Here is a 16,660-nt window from a genome sequence, read left to right as displayed (position 1 = left end):
CACAAGCGGCCCGCCGGTCGCGCTCCGGTACATCGCCCGCCTGCGCGCTACGAGAAAGGCCCCCGCTCCGGGGGCATGGAGCGAGGGCCGACTCAGCGTTCGTCACGCAAGCGGTAAGTGGAGGCACCGGGCAACAGGGGGGAAAATCCCGGCGGCCCACCGACCGTGCTGATGTATCTACCGCCCCCTCCCTTTCGCTCAGATGAACGAATTGGAAAAATTTGCGCTTTTTATCCCGTGCGACCGCGCCGCCGCGGATCGGTCCAGCGGAAGGCGTCGTTCGACACCGGCACGTTGAACTTCTGGTCGCTCAGCCGGATCGTGGTGCGATTGCCCTGGCTGTCGAGCGCCGCCCAGCCTTGCAGCATCAGCCCGCCCGGCGCGGCGGCGTTGCGCGCGAAGACCAGCGTCGTGCGCCCATATTCCGGATGCTTCGGGTCATAGGCCTCGACCGACAGCACCGCCGGATTGGGTGACGGCACCACCTTGGCATAGCGCGAAATGTCGCGGCTGGGGTCCAGCAGCACGCCCAGCGGCGAATTGCCGATCGGCCAGCGCTGCACCTGATTCACCGAATAATCGACGAAGGTCAGCGCCTTGCCGTCGCCGACGATCAGCAGCGGCACGCCCTTCTGATACTGGAACCGCACCTTGCCCGGCTTCTTCAGCGTCAGCGTGCCGGTCAGCACCTGCCCGTTGCGATCGGTCTGCGTAAAGGCGGCGGTCATCGACTGGACATCGCCAAGGTGCCGCTGCACGGCGGCCAGATCACCGGTCTGCGCCGCCGCCGGCGCGGCCACCGCGACCATCGCCGCCAGCGGCAGAAGCATGTTCGACATGATGTCTCCTGACAGGATCGAAGAGCCGCTCACGTGCCACGGCGGCGTTGAACCCGCCGTGAACCCCGGTCAGGTGAACAGCGTCACCAGCCCCGGCGTCGTCTCCGCGCCGACCCACCCCTCGTAGATCATGCGCAGCGCCACGAACAGGATCACCGCCAGCCCGACATAGGCGATCCAGCGATAACGATCGATGATCCGCGCGATGAAATTGGCCGCCAGCCCCATCAGCGCCACCGACAGCAACAGCCCGATCACCAGGATGCCCGGATGCTCGCGCGCCGCGCCGGCCACCGCCAGCACGTTGTCGAGGCTCATCGACACGTCGGCGACCGCCACCGCCCAGGCCGCGGCGGCGAAGCTCCTGACCGGCTTGACCGCGCCCGATCCGTCATCCGCCTCCCGCTCGGAATGGCCTCCGCTGCGGATCTCGCGCCAGAACTTCCAGCTCACCCAGAGCAGCAGCAGCCCGCCCGCGAAAATCAGCCCGACGATCCCCATCAGCCAGGTGACGATCAGCGCGAACAGGATGCGCAGCACCAGCGCGGCGCCGATCCCGATCAGGATCACCTTCCGGCGCTGCTCCGCCGGCAACCCGGCCGCCAGCGCGCCGACGACGATCGCATTGTCGCCCGCCAGCACCAGATCGATCATCAGCACCGACCCGAACGCCGCCAGTGCCGCCGGATCGGACAGGTTCGAGAAATCGGCAACGATATGCTGCCAGATGTCGCCAAGCGACCCCGGCCCCTGGACGGGCGCGGCGGCAGCGGCCGCGGCAAGCGTGGCGATGAGGCTCAAATGGTCACTCCCTGTTCGACCGGCCGTATGCGACGGACATCAATGATGCTGCGCCGCATAACGTTCCAGCGGAGGATTGCCATGGGGTCGGGCGCAGGAACAGCGGCTCAGTGGACCCCGGCCAGAGTCGGGAGATCGTCACCAACGCTGCGTCACCCCGGCGCAGGCCGGTGTCCGATGACGGGGAGGAGCGTCGCGGGCAAAGCCCGCGTCGTCGGTCGGGTACGCTGGCGCGCACCCGCCGGCCAGACCGGCATGAGTCCTGCCGCGGCACGCGGCAGGCCATGCTCGGTCACTGATTCATCGAATCGAAGAAATCGTCGTTGGTCTTCGAATCCTTCATCTTGCCCAGCAGGAACTCCATCGCGTCGACGGTACCCATCTGCATCAGGATGCGGCGCAGCACCCACATCTTGGACAGCTGGCCCTTCTCGACCAGCAGTTCTTCCTTGCGCGTGCCGCTCTTGCCGACGTCGATCGCCGGGAAGATGCGCTTGTCCGCCACCTTGCGGTCGAGCACGATCTCGGCGTTGCCGGTGCCCTTGAACTCTTCGAAGATCACTTCGTCCATGCGGCTGCCGGTGTCGATCAGCGAGGTCGAGATGATCGTCAGCGACCCGCCCTCCTCGATGTTACGCGCCGCGCCGAAGAAGCGCTTCGGCCGCTGGAGCGCATTGGCATCGACACCACCGGTCAGCACCTTGCCCGACGACGGGACCACGGTGTTGTAGGCGCGGCCCAGACGCGTGATGTTGTCGAGCAGGATCACCACGTCCTTCTTGTGCTCGACCAGGCGCTTGGCCTTTTCGATCACCATCTCGGCGACCTGGACGTGACGCGTCGCGGGTTCGTCGAAGGTGGAGCTGACCACCTCGCCGTTCACCGTGCGCTGCATGTCGGTGACTTCCTCGGGCCGCTCGTCGATCAGCAGCACCAGCAGGAACACTTCCGGATGATTATGCGAGATCGCGCGGGCGATGTTCTGCATCATGATCGTCTTGCCGACGCGCGGCGGGGCGACGATCAGGCAGCGCTGGCCCTTGCCGATCGGCGCGACCACGTCGAGCACGCGGCCCGACTTGTCCTTGATCGTCGGATCCTCGATTTCCATCTTCAGCCGCTCGTCCGGGTACAGCGGCGTGAGGTTGTCGAAGTTCACGCGCTGGCGGACGCGCTCGGGTTCCTCGAAATTGACCTGCGTGATCTTCACCAGCGCGAAATAGCGTTCGCCGTCCTTCGGCCCGCGGATCTCGCCCTCGACCGTGTCGCCGGTGCGCAGCCCGTGCTTGCGAACCTGATTCGGGCTGACATAGATATCGTCCGGCCCGGCAAGATAGTTCGCCTGCGCCGAGCGCAGGAAGCCGAAGCCGTCGGGCAGCACCTCGATCGTGCCCTCGCCCATGATCTGCTCGCCGTTCTCGGCCTGCACCTTCAGGATCGCGAACATCAGGTCCTGCTTGCGCAGCGTCGAGGCGCCCTCGACGCCCAGCTCCTCGGCAAGCTGCACCAGCTCGGCGGGGGCCTTCTTCTTCAAATCCTTGAGATGCATGTACCTGTCCGATGTGATCGGGTGTCGGGGAAAGCTCGGCCGGCGATGGAGAACGCACGAGAAACGAAGCTGTAGAGGACACGGCGCGCGCCGAGGACCGGCGACGTCGTGGGCGCGAGGTATGATTCGCGCCCGGGTTAGTCAAGCGCCGACGTCACCCCACCGTCATTCCCGCGAAGGCGGGAATCCAGACGCGCAGGTCTTCGCAAAAGGGCGACACGTCGGAGGTTCTCGATTTCCGCCGCCGCGGAAATGACAGTGCGCCGGATCAGAACGGCTTCACGATCACCAGGATCACGATCAGCGCCGTCGCCAGCCCCGGCACCTCGTTCAGCAGCCGCAGCGCGCGGTTCGATACCGACATGCGCCCCTTCGCCAGCTTCTTGGCATAACCGACCGCCCAGCCGTGATAGCCGCTCAGCAGGAACACGATCGCCAGCTTGGCATGCAGCCAGCCCAGCCCGGGCACCCCGTCCGCGATCCCGGCATTCAGCGCCAGCGCGAGACCCAATACCCACACGACGATCATCGCCGGGGTCAGGATGATGCCGCGCAGCTTGTTCTCTCGCTCGATCCACCGCGCCGCTTCGGCGGGGTCGGCCATCCCCTCCTGATGATAGACCAGATAGCGCGGCAGCATGAACAGCCCCGCCATCCAGAAGATCACGAAGATGACGTGCGCGGCCTTCACCCAATCATAGGTCGCGCCCAGGAACCCGACCATATTCAGCCCCTTATCCGTTGCAGCAGATGCTCGACATGCGCGATCGGGGTATGTTGCCCGATCCCGTGGCCGAGGTTGAAGACATGCGGCCGTTCGGGGAACGCCGCCAGCACGCGGTCGATCCCCGCGTCCAGCGCCGCACCGCCCGTCAGCAGCGCCAGCGGATCGAGATTCCCCTGCACCGGCAGCTCGGGCGGCAGGACGGAATCGGCCCAGAGCGGATCGACCGTCTCGTCCAGCCCGATCGCATCCACCGCCGTTCCGTGCGCATAGGCCGCCAGCTTGCCGCCCGCGCCCTTCGGAAAGCCGATGATCGGCGTGCCGGGGCAGCGCGCGCGCACGCCGTCGACGATCGCGCGATTGGGCGCGATCACCCAGCGTTCGAACTGGTCGGGCGACAGGCTTCCCGCCCAGCTGTCGAAGATCTGCACCGCCTCGACGCCGTTCTCGATCTGCGCGACCAGATAGTCGATCGTCATCGCCACCACCGCCTCTACGATCCGCCCGAACGCGGCCGGATCGGCATAGGCGACGCGGCGCGTCACCTCCTGGTCGCGGCTCCCCTGCCCCGCCACCATATAGGTCGCGACCGTCCACGGCGAACCGGCGAACCCCAGGAAGGTCGTCTCCGCCGGCAGTGACTCGGCCACCCGGCGTACCGTCGCATAGACCGGATCGAGCCGTCCCGGATCCGGCGTCAACGATTCCAGCGCGGCATCGACCAGCGCCGGGGTGAGGCGCGGCCCCTCGCCCGCCCCGAACGTCAGTTCCTGGCCCAGCGCCCAGGGCACCATCAGGATGTCGGAGAACAGGATCGCGCCGTCGAATCCGAAACGACGGATCGGTTGCAGCGTCACCTCGGCGGCTGCGACCGGATCGGTGGCGAGCGCGAGGAACCCGCCCTTTTCCGCCCGGAGCGCGCGATATTCGGGCAGGTACCGTCCGGCCTGGCGCATCAGCCACGTCGGCGGTCGCGCGGCGCGCTCGCCGTGAAGGGCTCGCAGCAGGGGTTTGTTAACCATCACGTGCGATCCTTCTACCTTCTAGGTAAGATTCAGAGAGTCTGGTTGTTGATGCTGTAGGCGCGTTGGTGGCGGGGACTTATGCGTCATCACCGGAATTGCCAACAGCTTGACTCGGGCAGGTCCGGCGCGCGGTGCGGGAGTCGGTCGCAATGATCCCCATGACTCACAGGCTGTGGATAACGTTCGGGGCTGGGGACGGCGCTGTGGATGGAATCCGGTTTGTCCACCGATCGGGGTCGCGCTTGGCGGGCCGGTGAAGTTACGCTAGCGGCTATCCACGGGTTATCCACAGATCGGTCCAGTCACGCGTGCTTCGCCTCCACCTCCATCTGCTGTCGGACTCGACGGGCGAGACGCTGGAGAACATCGCCAAGGCGGCGCTGGCGCAATATGACGATGTGGAGACCGTCCGCCATTTCTGGCCGATGGTGCGTACCGAAACGCATCTCGACCGCATCCTTCAGGAAATCGCGCAGAATCCGGGGCTGGTGATCTTCACGCTAGTGAATCCGGTCACGCGGGCCGCGCTGGAGAGTCGCTGCAAGGCGCTCGGATTGCCAACGGTCGCGCCGCTCGATCCGGTCAACGACGCACTCTCGATTCTGTTGGGCCAGCAGGCCAAGGCGCGCCCCGGGCGGCAGCACGCGCTGGACGCCGCCTATTTCGCGCGCGTCGATGCGATCCAGTTCACGATCGCGCATGACGACGGCATCGCGCACGAGGAATGGGAGGAGGCCGACATCCTGCTTGCCGGGGTCAGCCGCTCGTCGAAGACGCCGACCTCGATCTATCTCGCCAATCGCGGCTACAAGACCGCCAACATCCCGATCGTGGTCGAGAGCCCGCCGCCCCGGTCGCTGTTCACGCTGAGGAATCCGCTGGTCGTCGGGCTGACCACCAGCACCGACCGGCTGATCCAGATCCGCCGCAACCGCCTGTTGTCGCTCAATCAGGCGACCGAGACCAATTACGTCGACCAGGATGCGGTCGCGCGCGAGATCGCCTATGCGCGGCGGATGTTCGCCGACAATGGCTGGCCGGTGATCGACGTCACGCGCCGCTCGATCGAGGAAACCGCCGCCGCGATCATCTCGCTGGTCAACGAACGTCGCGGCACCGCCGCCCGGAACACCGACTGATGCTGATTCTCGCCTCGCAAAGCGCCTCGCGCACCGCCATGCTCTCCGCCGCCGGCGTGCCGTTCACCGCCGAACCCGCCTTTGCCGACGAAGCGGCGCTGAAGGCCGCGCTGGCGGGTCGCCACCCGCGCGACATCGCGGACGCGCTGGCCGAGCTGAAGGCGCTGAAGGTGTCGGCGCGCCACCCCGGCCATCTGGTGCTGGGGTCGGACAGCCTGGCGGTCCTCGACGACGGCACGATCCTCGACAAGCCGACCAGCCGCGAGGAGGCGCGCGACCATCTGACGCGGATGGCGGGCAAGCGGCACGATCTGGTCAGCGCGGCGGTGATCGCCGAGAACGGCCGCGCGGTGTGGCGGATCGTCGACAAGGCGAAGATGTTCGTCCGTCCGCTCTCACCGGCCTTTATCGAGACGTATCTGGACGCCGAATGGCCCGCGATCGCGGGCTGCGTCGGCTGCTACCGGATCGAGGGGCCGGGCGCGCAGCTGTTCGCGCGGATCGAGGGTAGCCAGTTCACCGTGCTGGGGATGCCGCTGCTCCCGGTGCTCGATTATCTGCGCATTCGACAGGTGCTGCCCGCATGACCCCCCATGCCGAGGTGATCGGCGATCCGATCGCGCATTCCAAGTCGCCGCTGATCCACGGCTTCTGGCTCGAAAAGCTCGGGCTGGCGGGGGAATATCGCGCGACTCACGTGAAGGGCGACGACCTCGCCGACTTCTTCGTGCGCCGCGCGCATGATCCGGCGTGGCGCGGGTGCAACGTCACCGTGCCGCACAAGCTGGCGGTGCTGGACCAGGTGCCCGATCCCGGCGACGTGCGCGGCATGATCGGCGCCGCCAACACCGTCTTCCGGGGCGAGGATGGGGCGCTGATCGCGACCAACACCGATGCGGCGGGGTTCCTGTCGCCGATCGCCGACCTCGACCTGAACGGTCGCCCGGTCGTGGTGGTCGGGGCGGGCGGCGCGGCGCGGGCGGTGCTGTTCGCGCTGGCGCGCAGCGGGGTGGGCAAGGTGACGATCCTGAATCGCACCCCGCTGAAAGGCGCCGGCCTGCTAGCGCAATTCGGCCTCAAGGGCGATGCGCTGCCGCTGACCGCGAAGCTCCCGGCGGCGGCGCTGCTGGTCAACACCAGCGTGCTGGGCATGACCGGGCACGACCCGCTCGACCTCGATCTGTCGCCGCTTCCCGACGACGCGGTCGTGTACGACATCGTCTACGCGCCGCTGGAGACGCCGCTCCTGAGAGCCGCGCGCGCCCGCGAATTGGAGATGGTCGACGGGCTGGAGATGCTGGTCGGTCAGGCGGCGGTCGCGTTCGAGCTGTTCTTCGGTGCTCCCCCGCCGCGCGAGCATGACGAGGAACTGCGCGCGCGCCTGCTCGCATGACGCCTCAGCCGGTGATGGGGCGCCCGCTGATCGTGGGGCTCACCGGCTCGATCGGCATGGGCAAGTCGACCGTGGCGGCGATGTTCGCCGACGCCGGCGTGCCGGTCTTCGACGCCGATGCGACCGTCCACCGCCTGCAGGGACCGGCCGGGGCGCTGGTCGGGGCGATCGAGGCGCGCTTTCCCGGGACCACCGATGATGGCGGCGTCGATCGCGCCCGGCTGGGGCGGGCGGTGCTGGGCGACGACGCCGCGATGCGCGCGCTGGAGGCGATCGTCCACCCGGCGGTCCGCGCCGAGCGCGCCGCCTTCCTGACCGCGCACGCCGATGCGCCGCTGGTCGTCTTCGACATCCCCTTGCTGTTCGAGACCGGCGGCGATCGCGACGTCGACCGGGTGGTGGTCGTCTCCGCCGCGCCGGAGGTGCAGCGCGCCCGCACCCTCGCCCGCCCCGGCATGACGCCCGCGAAGCTGGACGCGATCCTCACGCGCCAGCTTCCCGACGCCGAGAAGCGCGCGCGTGCCGATCACGTCATCCCCACCGACGTGACGTTGGACGAAACGCGTGCCGCCGTCGCCCGCGTCATCGCTTGCACCCGCGCCGCACAGCGCCGATAGTATGGCGATCATGCGCGAGATCGTCTTCGACACCGAAACCACCGGCCTCAGCTTCGCAGGTGGCGATCGCATGGTGGAGATCGGCTGCGTCGAACTGGTCAACCGGGTCGAGACCGGCCGCACCTTCCACGCCTATTTCCATCCGGAGCGCGACATGCCGGCCGAGGCGGAGCGCGTCCACGGCCTGTCCGCCGCCTTCCTGTCGAAACATCCGGTGTTCGCCGCCGGAGTTCAGGCGTTGCTGGAGTTCATCGGCGACGCGCCGTTGATCGCGCACAATGCCGGCTTCGACTTCTCGTTCCTGAACGGGGAGCTGGAACGCTGCGGCAACACTGCCGTCTGCCATTCGCGGATGGTCGATACGCTCGCGATCGCGCGCACCCGCCATCCCGGCGCGAAGCACACGCTCGACGCCTTGTGCAGCCGCTACGGCATCGATCGCTCGCACCGCGTGTTGCACGGCGCGCTGCTCGACGCGCAATTGCTGGCGCAGGTCTATGTCGAGCTGATGGGCGGTCGCCAGATCGGGCTGGGCCTGGTCAGCGAGGCGGCGCCGATCATCGTCGAACCGGTCGCCGCCGTTCCGGTGCGCGCGCGCCCGCTTCGTGTCTTTTCCGCCAGTGTTGAGGAACTGGCGGCCCATGCCGCGTTTCTGAAAGGGGTCAAAGAACCCCTGTGGGAGGTCGTCGCGTCCGATTGACGCGATCAAGGCTGCCGGGTCGCAGGGGGCGGTCCGGTATCAGGATGGAGAGCATATATGGATATCCGGGTTTCAGGTCATCAGGTGGCGATCGGCGATGCGCTGAAAGCCCATGTGCAGGACCGGCTCCAGGGTATCGCCGACAAATATTTCGCCCGCGCGATTTCCGCGGAGGTGACGTTCGGCAAGGGCCCTCACGACAATGGATTCACCTGCGATATCGTCGCGCACGTCACGCGCGGCCTGATCCTGAAGGGGCGGCACGACGCGCATGACGCGCATCTGTCGTTCGACGGCGCGTCGGACAAGATCGAGAAGCAGCTCCGCCGCTACGTCCGCCGGCTGAAGGATCGCCACGCCGCGCATGTCGCCGCCGAGGAGACGCAGGAGCGCAACGGCTATGACAACGCCGGCTACACGCTGTTCGCGGAACAGGTCGGCGAGGAGGACGTCGGTGACGCGCCGCTGGTCATCGCGGAAACGCGCGTCGACGTGCCGGACGCCAGCGTGTCTGACGCGGTCATGATGCTCGATCTGCGCAATACCCAGGCGCTGCTGTTCAAGAACGCGGGGACCGGATCGTACAACATGGTCTATCGTCGCGGCGACGGGACGATCGGCTGGGTGGAGCCGCAGCGTGGCGGCTGACCCGAAGCGATGACAAGCGATCTCAGCGACCTGCTTGTCCCCGAACTTATCGTCGTCGGAATGCCCGCCGCCTCCAAGAAGGCGCTCTTCGCCCAGCTCGGTGCGCTCGTCGCCCCGGTGCTGGGCGTCGATGCCCGCATGGTGGCGGACGGGCTGGCGACGCGTGAGAAGGACGGCTCGACCGGTTTCGGCAATGGCGTCGCGATCCCGCATGCCCGCATCGCCGGGCTGACGCGGATCGCGGTCGCGGTCGCCCGACTGGTCCAGCCGATCGATTACGGCGCCGTGGACGACGCGCCCGTCGATGTCGTCGTGGCGATGCTCTCGCCGCCGCACGCCGGGGCGCAGCATCTGAAGGCGCTCGCCCGGATCGCGCGGCGGCTGCGCGACCGGGCGTTGATCGCCAAGCTGCGCGGCGCCGGGTCGCGCGACGCCGTCTATGCGCTGCTGACCGCCGATGAGACGCGCGATGCCGCCTGAAGGCGCCGCGGCGCATTATCGCGCGCTCGAGTCGCTCTATGCGGCGGCCCCGATCAACCGCTTCTTCGAATCGCGGCTGGAGGTCACCGCCCCGGGCGAGTCGCGGATTCATTTCAGCGTCGATCGCCGGCATTTCCACGCGGCGGGCGCGGCGCACGGCACCAGCTATTTCAAGATGCTGGACGACGCCGCTTTCTACGCCTGCAACAGTCTGGTCACCGATCGCTTCCTGCTGACCACGCAATTCAGCCTGCTGCTCACGCGTCCGCTCGGTGAGGGGCCGGTGGTGGCGGAAGGCCGCTGGATCAGCGGACAGCGCCGCGTGTTCGTCGCCGAGGCGCGGCTGGTGACGGTCGACGGTGATGAGGTCGCGCGCGGCACCGGCACGTTCATGCGGTCGCGGATCGCGCTCGCCTCGCTGCCCGGCTATGCCGCCGCATGAGCGCGCGGTTGCCGACGCATCTGGCGGTCGGCGCGTTGCTGCGCCGCGTCAACGACTCGGGCGGGCTGGCGGTTGTGCGCGCCGGCGGAGAGCCGCAGGGCGGTGCGATCCTGATCCTGATCGCCGAGGGACGTGGCCTGCGCGCGATCGAGCGGATGCGCGGACTCGACGATGCCGACACGCTGGTCCCCGCCGGGCCGGCCTCTGGCGAGGCCGCCGTGCTGGAGGAATATTGGCGGAATCGTCGCCGCCGCGATCCGGATCTGTGGGTGATCGAACTGGACGTCCCGCACGCCGAACGGTTCGTCGCTGAAACGATCCTGTAACGTTGACCCCGTTAACTTTTGACGGCTAGCCGCTTGCCCATCGACAACGTGCGTTGTGCCGATGCGGGGTGCGATCCCGAACGGTGACGCAGTCGGGGGGGAACCCGGGCGATCCGAATGTCAGCTGACGCTGATTCAGCGATCGTTTCCGCGTACCCACCGCACAGTAATGATGTGGAATGCCGTTCAGCTCGCGCCTCGCTACCTTTGCGACGCTTACTCTCTCGGTCCTTGCTCTGGTAGCGCAGAGCGCCCCCGGACTGGCTGCTGACCTACCGGTGGTCCCCACCGCCTCCACCGCGATTCAACTCGCTCTCCCCGCGACGGTTCCGACCGTCACCCCTCCCGCTCCGGTCGCCGAGACGCCCGCCGTCACGCCCGAGCAGGTCGAGGAACAGATTGCCTATCCGACGCTGGCCGCGGCCGTTGCCGACCAGTCGATCCGCTCCGACGACGACCAGGATCTGCGCTGCCTGGCCGGCGCGATCTACTTCGAATCGCGTGGCGAGCCGCTGGCCGGTCAGCTCGCGGTGGCCGAGGTGATCCTCAACCGCACCAAGTCGCGCCGCTTCGGCGGCAGCACCTGCGACGTCGTGACCCAGAAGGGCCAGTTCTCGTTCGTGCGCGGCGGCCGGATGCCGGAAGCGCCGAGCAACGACGACTGGCGCACCGCGATGGCGGTGGCCAAGGTCGCGATCAAGGATGCGTGGGAAAGCAACGCGTCCAACGCGCTGTATTTCAACCATCGCCGCGCCGGCCATGCCAATGGCGTGCGCGTCGCCTCGATCGGCAACCACGTCTTCTATCGCTGATCGACGCGGAACAGATGCGAACGAAGGCATGGCCTTCGTTCGCGGGATGTTCTATCTGACGGGCGATGCTGACTCCGCCCGACACCTGCCGGAACGACTCGACCGCCGCCTTATGCGCCGCCGATGTGGCGCGCGGCGTCACGCGGATGCTGCTCCGTCACGATCTGACCGCCATTGCCGAAGTGCCGCTGGACGGTGGCCGTCGTGCCGATCTGATGGCGATCGATCCGCGCGGGCAGTTGGTGATCGTGGAGATCAAGGTGTCACGCGCCGATCTGCTCGGCGACGGCAAGTGGCAGGATTATCTGGCGCATTGCGACCGCTTCTACTGGGCGGTCCCGGCCGGGTTCGATGCCGCGCCGATCGCGGGTGCGGCGTTCCTGCCGGAACGTACCGGCCTTATCGTCGCCGACCGTTACGACGCGGCGATCGTGCGCGAGGCGCGGACCGATCCGCTCTCCGCGCCGACCCGCAAACGCTGCACCCTCGCCTTCGCGCGTCGCGCCGCCCGGCGGCTGATCGCCGCGCACGATCCGGACGCGACTCAGGGTTTCTGACCCTCCGCCGGCCTCATCGGGCCGGGGAGGGCGACCGGATCATCAGAACTTCGGCCCGGCGACCGCGCGCTGCGGCTTGGTGGGATTCTCTTCCAGTACCTTCAGGATCGCGGGCGACCGCGTGTCGCGCTTGGCATAGTCGCGCGCGGACATGCCCGCGATATTGTCGGTCTGGTCCGGGTTGCCGCCGGCGGCCAGCACCGCGCGGACCAGTTCCAGGTCGCGGCGCTGCACCGCGCGGATCAGCGGCGTCTCGCCACCGCTGTTGCCCAGATTGGCATTCGCCTTCGACGTGGCGAGGATCTGGATCAAGTCGGGCTGCCCGGCCTGCACCGCCAGCATCATCGGCGTGTCGCCGTTGCCGTCGCGAAGGTTCGGGTCCGCGCCCTTGGCCAGCAGATAGCGCAGATACGCCGCGTCGCCGCGCTTCACCACGATATGCACCGCGCCTTCGCCGGTGGTCACGTCGCGGGTGTTGACGATCGTCTGCCCCGGCTGGTCGAGCATCGCGATCACGGCGTTGCCGTCGCCTTTGCGGACCGCCTCCAGAAACTTGTAGCGCTGCGATTGCTGCTGCGCGACCGCGGGGGGTGCGGTGGACAGCGCCATGGTGGAGAGCAGCAGGGCGTTCAGGATCGGGCGACGAAGCATCGGTTCGGTTCTCGCTGGCGACGGGTCGGTGGCCGAGCGGCCACGGGGTTGCACAAGCCCCTATAACCGATCACATCTGCCGCCACCATGAACATGCGTCGTCTCGCTGTCACGCTCGCGCTGCTCGTCGTCGGGCCGCTTGCCGGGTGCACGCAACAGCCGTCGGCCGATCCGCCGCTGGCCGGCGCGCGGATCGGCGGCCCCTTCACGCTGACCGATCAGGACGGCCGCACCGTCACCGATCGCGACCTCGCCGGCCGCTACCGGATCGTCTATTTCGGCTACACCTTCTGCCCCGACGTCTGTCCCACCGACGTCCAGAACATCGCCGCCGGCCTGCGGCTGCTGGAGCAGGACGATGCCGCGCTGGCGCAGCGGATCGTCCCGGTCTTCATCACCATCGACCCGGCGCGCGACACGCCCGCCGTGCTCAAGCGCTTCGTCGCCGCCTTCCATCCGCGCCTGGTCGGCCTGACCGGCAGCGCCGACGCGATCGCCCGGGTCGCGAAGGAATATGGCATCTACTTCGCGCGCGGGGCCGGCAATGCGGACGGCTATCTGATGGATCACAGTCGCCAGATCTATCTGTTCGACCCGGACGGGAAGCCGCTGGCACTGCTTCCCGAGGGCCCCCCCGAAGCGATCGAAAAAGAGCTGCGCAGGTGGGTAAAGTGACCGCCGGCGCGCTGAGCGGCCGCTTCTGGGAAGACACGCCGCTCGACAGGCTGGACCGCGCGCAGTGGGAGGCATTGTGCGACGGTTGCGGCAAATGCTGCCTCCACAAGCTGGAGGACGAGGATACCGGCGAACTGATCCCGACCAACGTCGCCTGCCGGCTGCTCGACCGGCGCAGCGGGCAATGCTCCAACTATCGCCACCGCCGCGCCTATGTCAGCGAATGCGTGCGGCTGACGATGGGCAATGTCCATGCGATCGACTGGCTGCCCTCGACCTGCGCCTATCGCTTGCGCGCGGCGGGCAAGTCCTTGCCGGAGTGGCATTATCTGGTCTGCGGCGATCGCGAGGCGGTGCACCGGGCGAAGGAATCGGTACGCGGCTGGACGATCAGCGAGGATGACGCGGGCGAACTGGAATACCATATCGTCGACCGGATTTTGTGAACGACGATATTCAGGTCGTGCGTCATCCGCGCGCTCGCCGGACGCGGCTGTCGTTCGATCCGGTGACGGGCCGCGCCCGGCTGACGATCCCGGCGCGGGCGTCCGCGACGAAGGCGCTGGCCTGGGCGCGCGCGCAGGATGGCTGGATCGCCTCGCAACGCCAGCGACTGCCGGTGGCGCGTCCCTTCGTGGCCGGGGCGATCCTGCCCGTCGACGGCGTTGAGCTGACGATCGACTGGTCCGCCGAGCGGTCGCGTCTGCCGAGGATCGATGGCGACCGGCTGCTGGTCGGCGGCCCGGTCGAGATGGTGCCGCGCCGCATCGAGGCGTGGCTACGCCGCCGTGCGCTTGCCTTGCTGGAGATGGATACCGCCTTCTACGCCGATCGCGCCGGCGTCAGCGTCAACGGTGTGGCGGTCGGCGATCCGCGCGGTCGCTGGGGCAGCTGCGCGTCGCACGGCGCGATCCGCTATAGCTGGCGGCTGGTGCTCGCCCCGGCCGAGGTCCGCCGCGCCACCGCCGCGCATGAAGTGGCACACCGGGTCCATATGGACCATTCGCCCGCCTTTCATGCGCTGGTGGCGCGCCTCTATGGTCGTGAGCCGACGGCGGAACGGGCCTGGTTACGCGCCCATGGCGCGTCGCTTCACTGGTTCGGGCGCTCGCCGGACGGCTGAGCAGGCGGTGCCACGCCACGCGGGGGAGCGGTCCGCGCGGGCGGCGTGCGGACCGCATCGCGACGTGGCTGTCCGGTCACCCGATCGAGCCAGTCCTGATCGAGCCGTTCGTCACGTGGCGGCACGCCGCCGTTGTTTCCGCGTTGATCGTCCTCGCGCGCGCGCGGCGGCAAGGGCTGGACGACCGGCTGTTCGGGGCCGAACACGGCGGTGGGCGGCTGGTCGGTGGGCACGCCGCCGCCGTCAAGCGGCTCGTCGCCATAGGTCGCATTGTCGGGCGCGCCGTAATAGCTTTCCGCATCCGGCTCCAGTTGCGCCTCGGGCAGCGTGACCGCCGTCTCGAACTGCTCGATAGGACGGTTGGCGACGGCCTTGCTCATGAACTGCTGGAATGCGCGCGCCGGGGCGGTCCCGCCATGCAATCCCGCGATCGGCCGCGCATCGTCGCGGCCCATCCACACGCCCGTCGTCAGCCCGGAGGAAAAGCCCAGGAACCAGCCGTCCTTGCTGCTGGTCGTCGTCCCGGTCTTGCCCGCCACCGGTCGCCCGATCTGCGCCGCGCGGCCCGTACCGGTGTTGACGGTGGTCTGAAGCAGGTCGGTCATCTCGGCGGCGACATTCGGCGCAACCAGCACCTGGTTCCGATCGACCTCATGCCGATAGATTTCCTGGCCCTCCGCGGTCACGCGCGTAATGCCGAACGGTGCCACCGCCACGCCCTTGTTGCCGACGCTGGCGAACGCGCGCGTCATGTCGATCAGTCGCACGTCCGACGTGCCCAGCACCATCGACGGATGCGTGTTGACCGGCGTGGTGATCCCGAAGCGCCGCGCCATGTCCGCGACGGTCTGGAAACCGACCGCCTGCCCCAGCTTCGCGGCGACCGTGTTGAGCGAATAGGCGAAGGCGGTGCGCAGCGTCACGTCGCCCGAAAAGCGGCGGGAATCGTTCCGCGGACTCCACCCGTCGATCGTCACCGGCGCATCCAGCTCGCGACTTTCGGGCGTCTTCCCCGCCTCCAGCGCGGCCAGATACACGAACAGCTTGAACGCCGACCCCGGCTGTCGCTGCGCCTGGGTGGCGCGATTGTAGATCGAGGTGACGTAATCGGTCCCGCCGACCATCGCGCGCACCGCGCCGTCGCGATCGATCGCGACCAGCGCGCCCTGTGCCCCCTTGGGCACGTTGGCGCGTATCGCCGCATCGGCATCCCGCTGCATCGCCGGATCGAGCGTCGTCCATACGTCGAGCGGCTTTTCGGTTTCGTCGATCAGCAGGTCGAGTTGCGGCAGCGCCCAGTCGGTGAAGTAACGGACGCTGTTCTGGCGGACGGGCGGGGCGAGCTTCACGCCCACGCTGTTCGCCTCGCGCGCATCGGCGACGCTGATGAATCCGTTGCGCACCATCTGCTGGATCACCACGCCTGCGCGCCCGACGGCGGCCTGCGCGTCGGCGGTCGGCGAATAATTGGACGGGGCCTTGACCAGCCCGGCGATCACCGCCGCCTCGGGCAGGGTCAGATGATCCGCACCGTGGCCGAAGAACTTCCGGCTCGCGGCGTCGATGCCATAGGCGCCCCCGCCGTAATAGACCTTGTTCAGGTACAGTTCGAGGATCTCGTCCTTGCTGAACTTGCGCTCCAGCGCGAGCGCCAGGATCGCCTCGCGGAACTTGCGGCCGAACTTCTTCTGGTTGTTGAGAAAGACATTGCGCGCCAGCTGCTGCGTGATCGTCGAGGCACCTTGTACGCGCCGCCCGCGCTCGTAATTGACATAGGCGGAGCGCAGGATGCCGAGCGGATCGACGCCGAGATGGCTGTCGAAGCGCCGGTCCTCGACCGCGATCGTCGCGTCGCGCATGACGCGCGGGATGCGATCATAGGACAGCCATTCGCCATAGCTGGGCCCGAGCGATACCAGTACCGACCCGTCGGCGGCATGGACGCGGATCATCTGTCCGTTGGGCGACGACTTCAGCGATTCGAAGCTGGGGAGTTGCGACCGCGCGATATAGACGGCGGTGACCAGCGCACCGACCGCGACGACGGCCAGGCCCAGCGCGATCTTGAGCGAGAGGGCAAGGCGGCGCTTCCACGGCGAGCGGGCAGCGGGGCGGGCGGAGCGGGAGGAACGGGCGCGGGCCATAGATCAGCGCCCTGC

21 protein-coding genes are annotated in these 16,660 nt (G+C 68.1%); 14 read left to right on the top strand and 7 right to left on the bottom strand.

The window, feature by feature from the left end:
* Window positions 1–230: 230 nt before the first annotated feature.
* The 5 genes from NS334_RS03115 to hemE form a co-directional block, all read right to left on the bottom strand.
* Window positions 231–839 carry a LolA family protein gene (locus NS334_RS03115; protein ID WP_058754512.1) on the bottom strand — a complete coding sequence of 203 codons (609 nt, stop codon included), beginning with the start codon at window positions 837–839 and terminating at the stop codon, window positions 231–233.
* Between the two features lie 69 nt (window positions 840–908).
* Window positions 909–1,640, bottom strand: coding sequence for a TerC family protein (locus NS334_RS03110; RefSeq protein ID WP_058754511.1), 732 nt, complete (start codon window positions 1,638–1,640; stop codon window positions 909–911).
* Window positions 1,641–1,932: 292 nt separating this feature from the next.
* On the bottom strand, window positions 1,933–3,189 hold the full coding sequence (rho, locus tag NS334_RS03105) for a transcription termination factor Rho (RefSeq protein WP_058754510.1): 1,257 nt from the start codon (window positions 3,187–3,189) through the stop codon (window positions 1,933–1,935).
* A 268-nt stretch (window positions 3,190–3,457) separates the two neighbouring features.
* A complete protein-coding gene (locus NS334_RS03100) occupies window positions 3,458–3,913 on the bottom strand; it encodes a CopD family protein (protein ID WP_058754509.1) in 456 nt (151 codons plus the stop codon).
* A 2-nt stretch (window positions 3,914–3,915) separates the two neighbouring features.
* Window positions 3,916–4,935 carry a uroporphyrinogen decarboxylase gene (gene hemE / locus NS334_RS03095; protein WP_058754508.1) on the bottom strand — a complete coding sequence of 340 codons (1,020 nt, stop codon included), beginning with the start codon at window positions 4,933–4,935 and terminating at the stop codon, window positions 3,916–3,918.
* A gap of 311 nt (window positions 4,936–5,246) precedes the next feature.
* Here hemE and NS334_RS03090 point away from each other — a divergent pair, with 311 nt between their 5' ends.
* From NS334_RS03090 to NS334_RS03040, 11 genes are all read left to right on the top strand, one after another.
* On the top strand, window positions 5,247–6,077 hold the full coding sequence (locus tag NS334_RS03090) for a pyruvate, water dikinase regulatory protein (RefSeq protein ID WP_058754507.1): 831 nt from the start codon (window positions 5,247–5,249) through the stop codon (window positions 6,075–6,077).
* Window positions 6,077–6,664 carry a Maf family protein gene (locus tag NS334_RS03085; RefSeq protein WP_083500224.1) on the top strand — a complete coding sequence of 196 codons (588 nt, stop codon included), beginning with the start codon at window positions 6,077–6,079 and terminating at the stop codon, window positions 6,662–6,664. Before NS334_RS03090 ends, NS334_RS03085 begins: the two co-directional genes overlap by 1 nt.
* Window positions 6,661–7,470, top strand: coding sequence for a shikimate dehydrogenase family protein (locus NS334_RS03080; RefSeq protein ID WP_058754506.1), 810 nt, complete (start codon window positions 6,661–6,663; stop codon window positions 7,468–7,470). Before NS334_RS03085 ends, NS334_RS03080 begins: the two co-directional genes overlap by 4 nt.
* Before the next feature lie 14 nt (window positions 7,471–7,484).
* Window positions 7,485–8,087, top strand: coding sequence for a dephospho-CoA kinase (gene coaE / locus NS334_RS03075; RefSeq protein WP_058754505.1), 603 nt, complete (start codon window positions 7,485–7,487; stop codon window positions 8,085–8,087).
* A 10-nt stretch (window positions 8,088–8,097) separates the two neighbouring features.
* A complete protein-coding gene (gene dnaQ / locus NS334_RS03070) occupies window positions 8,098–8,787 on the top strand; it encodes a DNA polymerase III subunit epsilon (RefSeq protein WP_058754627.1) in 690 nt (229 codons plus the stop codon).
* A 57-nt stretch (window positions 8,788–8,844) separates the two neighbouring features.
* Entirely contained in the window at window positions 8,845–9,435 is a 591-nt protein-coding gene (gene hpf / locus NS334_RS03065) for a ribosome hibernation-promoting factor, HPF/YfiA family (RefSeq protein ID WP_058754504.1), read from the top strand.
* Window positions 9,436–9,444: 9 nt separating this feature from the next.
* The gene (locus tag NS334_RS03060) at window positions 9,445–9,915 is read left to right on the top strand and encodes a PTS sugar transporter subunit IIA (protein WP_058754503.1); all 471 of its coding nucleotides are present in this window, start codon (window positions 9,445–9,447) and stop codon (window positions 9,913–9,915) included.
* Window positions 9,905–10,357 (top strand): PaaI family thioesterase, encoded by a 453-nt coding sequence (locus tag NS334_RS03055; RefSeq protein WP_058754502.1) that lies wholly within the window; start codon window positions 9,905–9,907, stop codon window positions 10,355–10,357. Before NS334_RS03060 ends, NS334_RS03055 begins: the two co-directional genes overlap by 11 nt.
* Window positions 10,354–10,683, top strand: coding sequence for a DUF1491 family protein (locus NS334_RS03050; RefSeq protein ID WP_058754501.1), 330 nt, complete (start codon window positions 10,354–10,356; stop codon window positions 10,681–10,683). Before NS334_RS03055 ends, NS334_RS03050 begins: the two co-directional genes overlap by 4 nt.
* A gap of 179 nt (window positions 10,684–10,862) precedes the next feature.
* Window positions 10,863–11,495, top strand: a complete 633-nt coding sequence (locus tag NS334_RS03045) for a cell wall hydrolase (RefSeq protein WP_058754500.1) — start codon at window positions 10,863–10,865, stop codon at window positions 11,493–11,495.
* A 65-nt stretch (window positions 11,496–11,560) separates the two neighbouring features.
* Entirely contained in the window at window positions 11,561–12,052 is a 492-nt protein-coding gene (locus NS334_RS03040) for an MmcB family DNA repair protein (RefSeq protein ID WP_058754499.1), read from the top strand.
* Between the two features lie 42 nt (window positions 12,053–12,094).
* On the opposite strand, the gene NS334_RS03035 is transcribed toward NS334_RS03040, so the two are convergent.
* The gene (locus NS334_RS03035; protein ID WP_058754498.1) at window positions 12,095–12,703 is read right to left on the bottom strand and encodes an ankyrin repeat domain-containing protein; all 609 of its coding nucleotides are present in this window, start codon (window positions 12,701–12,703) and stop codon (window positions 12,095–12,097) included.
* Between the two features lie 87 nt (window positions 12,704–12,790).
* Here NS334_RS03035 and NS334_RS03030 point away from each other — a divergent pair, with 87 nt between their 5' ends.
* From NS334_RS03030 to NS334_RS03020, 3 genes are read left to right on the top strand one after another with little or no spacing between them, the layout of a single operon-like run.
* Window positions 12,791–13,378 (top strand): SCO family protein, encoded by a 588-nt coding sequence (locus NS334_RS03030; RefSeq protein ID WP_058754497.1) that lies wholly within the window; start codon window positions 12,791–12,793, stop codon window positions 13,376–13,378.
* Window positions 13,379–13,389: 11 nt separating this feature from the next.
* Window positions 13,390–13,824, top strand: coding sequence for a YcgN family cysteine cluster protein (locus NS334_RS03025; RefSeq protein ID WP_058754626.1), 435 nt, complete (start codon window positions 13,390–13,392; stop codon window positions 13,822–13,824).
* Window positions 13,821–14,501 carry a M48 family metallopeptidase gene (locus tag NS334_RS03020; RefSeq protein ID WP_058754496.1) on the top strand — a complete coding sequence of 227 codons (681 nt, stop codon included), beginning with the start codon at window positions 13,821–13,823 and terminating at the stop codon, window positions 14,499–14,501. The genes NS334_RS03025 and NS334_RS03020 overlap by 4 nt, the downstream gene beginning before the upstream one ends.
* On the opposite strand, the gene NS334_RS03015 is transcribed toward NS334_RS03020, so the two are convergent.
* Window positions 14,471–16,645 (bottom strand): transglycosylase domain-containing protein, encoded by a 2,175-nt coding sequence (locus NS334_RS03015; RefSeq protein WP_058754495.1) that lies wholly within the window; start codon window positions 16,643–16,645, stop codon window positions 14,471–14,473. The genes NS334_RS03020 and NS334_RS03015 overlap by 31 nt on opposite strands.
* Between the last annotated feature and the right edge of the window lie 15 nt (window positions 16,646–16,660).

The sequence above is a fragment of the Sphingomonas endophytica genome (genome assembly GCF_001476895.1).
Taxonomy (GTDB): domain Bacteria; phylum Pseudomonadota; class Alphaproteobacteria; order Sphingomonadales; family Sphingomonadaceae; genus Sphingomonas; species Sphingomonas endophytica_A.
Note: the sequence above shows the minus strand (reverse complement) of the source record. Positions and strands in the feature narration are given on the sequence as shown.